The organism is bacterium, assembly GCA_040755795.1.
In the GTDB taxonomy this organism is placed as follows: domain Bacteria; phylum UBA9089; class CG2-30-40-21; order CG2-30-40-21; family SBAY01; genus JBFLXS01.
In genome coordinates, this window is record JBFLXS010000594.1 from 1 (window position 1) to 1,952 (window position 1,952).

General features: G+C 38.2%; 3 protein-coding genes. All 3 read right to left on the reverse strand.

From position 1 onward, the window contains the following. Positions 1-53 precede the first annotated feature (53 nt). Complete coding sequence (locus AB1414_20045) at positions 54-326, reverse strand: DUF433 domain-containing protein (protein MEW6609705.1); 273 nt, start codon at positions 324-326, stop codon at positions 54-56. Positions 327-530: 204 nt separating this feature from the next. Then, the gene (locus AB1414_20050) at positions 531-1,475 is read right to left on the reverse strand and encodes an HD domain-containing protein (protein ID MEW6609706.1); all 945 of its coding nucleotides are present in this window, start codon (positions 1,473-1,475) and stop codon (positions 531-533) included. A gap of 349 nt (positions 1,476-1,824) precedes the next feature. Next, positions 1,825-1,952: nicotinate-nucleotide diphosphorylase (carboxylating) (locus tag AB1414_20055; GenBank protein MEW6609707.1), on the reverse strand; the 128-nt coding region annotated here is incomplete at its 5' end.

Genomic DNA, 1,952 nt, shown 5'->3' on the forward strand with positions numbered 1-1,952 from the left:
GAAAACCAGGTCCTAACTTTTTATGGACATTAATACAGGCATTAATAATCCTATCAGTTAACTCTTCTTTTCTCCACTTCTCCATCTTCTCCCTTTCTCCTTATTTTTATCCTACCTGAACTCTTACCAGCTCGCCAGGCTGCATAGGCAAGGGCTTCACGAATATCTTCATCTTCTAAATAGGGGTATGCTTTTAGAATGTCGGTGGTGGAGTATCCTGCAGCAACCAGTCCAACAATAGTTCCCACAGTGACACGCAATCCACGAATACAGGGTTTACCCCCCATGACATTAGCATCAAAAGTAATCCGTGTCAGATTTTTCATAGTGTTTATTCTCCTTAACCTTTTTATTATTAAGCCGTCATTTCCTTCTATTCCAAATAGAGAGATTGTTACACCTAACCTTCAGATTATCCTGCCTATTAGCAGTTTTGTTTTACTTCGACCAAATATAAGGTAACATAAGCAAACTAATTTGTCAACGAAAATGTTATATTAAAATAGCAAGGGTAATTCTTGCCTTTTGTTCTATTCCTCCATCTGTTCCCCAATGTAGATATATCTTTCCAGCAATTTATCATAATCAGCCCATGTTTTATCTTTTCCCTTTTCAATTAACTGGATGAATCTATTAACCTGGGCATCAAGATGTTCAGCATAATGGAGAGTGCATGCCTCCAGTGTCTTTGGCTTTTTAGGGCTACCCCATTCGTATTCTCCATGATGACTTATGAGTAAATGGGACATACGCATTTTAAGCTCTTTGGGAAATCCTTCGATTTTATCCATTCTTTGACTAACTATTTTCTCTCCCATAACAATATGTCCAATTAATCTCCCTTCATCTGTGTAATCAATTCCCTTTGTCCATTTCAACTCCTCCATCTTACCAAGGTCATGCAATATAGCTCCTGTAAATAACAGGTCTCTATCTATCTGGGGGAATAATTGGCAAACCACCTCACATATTTTAATTACCTCATAAATATGTTCGATGAGACCACCTAAGTAGGCGTGATGAAGCGATTTAGCGGCAGGAGTTTTTTTTAATAAAGAAACAAATCCTTCATCGTTAAGAAATGAGTCAAGCAGGGATTTTAAATATTTGTTTTGAATATCAATAGACTTAATATAATCAAATAACTTATCCACATCTTTTGAGGTTTCAGGCAGGAAATTACCGATGTCATACGCATCTACCTTATAGAGCTTACTTACATTTAATTGCAATTTATCGTTGAATAATTCAATTCGACCTTCTAATAAAACAACATCTTCTTCTTCAAACCTTAAGGCAACCTTCTCGGCATTATCCCAGACCTTTGCCTCCATCTGGCCGGTTTTATCTCCAATGACAAGCATCAGAAACTTACCTAACTTATTTTTGAAATCCCGAAGTTGCTTTTTATAAACCATAAATTGACTATTTACTACATCATGGTCTTTTAAGTCCCTGATAAATTGTTTTGGCATAGTCATTCTCCTGAAAAAAGGAAGTAGAGAGTAGAAAGTAGAAAGTAAAGAAAACATCACTCCTCACGCTTATCTTCCTATCTCTCACCTTCTATCTCCTACCTACTTTGTCTCCACCCTGTGGACATGGCCGTTTCCCCTGAAAATATCCGCAGATTTCGCAGATTACACAGATTTTTAATTTTTTATCTCCCCGCTGGGGGGATTAAGGGGTCAGGGGATTCTTTTATTCCCGAGCCCCGAGTCCCTTAATTTTCATCCCCCTTTGTGAGCCGCAGGCTCATGACCGTTTCTCCTTTTAAGTATTCAGGTGTCATCTTTCAGCCATCACTATTTAGATATAGGATGGTTAAACGCTTACTATCTCCAGACTTAAATCCAATGCCTTAGAAGAGTGTGTCAAAGCACCAATCGAGATAATATCCACCCCAGTAGAGGCTATTTGATGGACATTCTTTAGACTGACCCCGCCTGAGA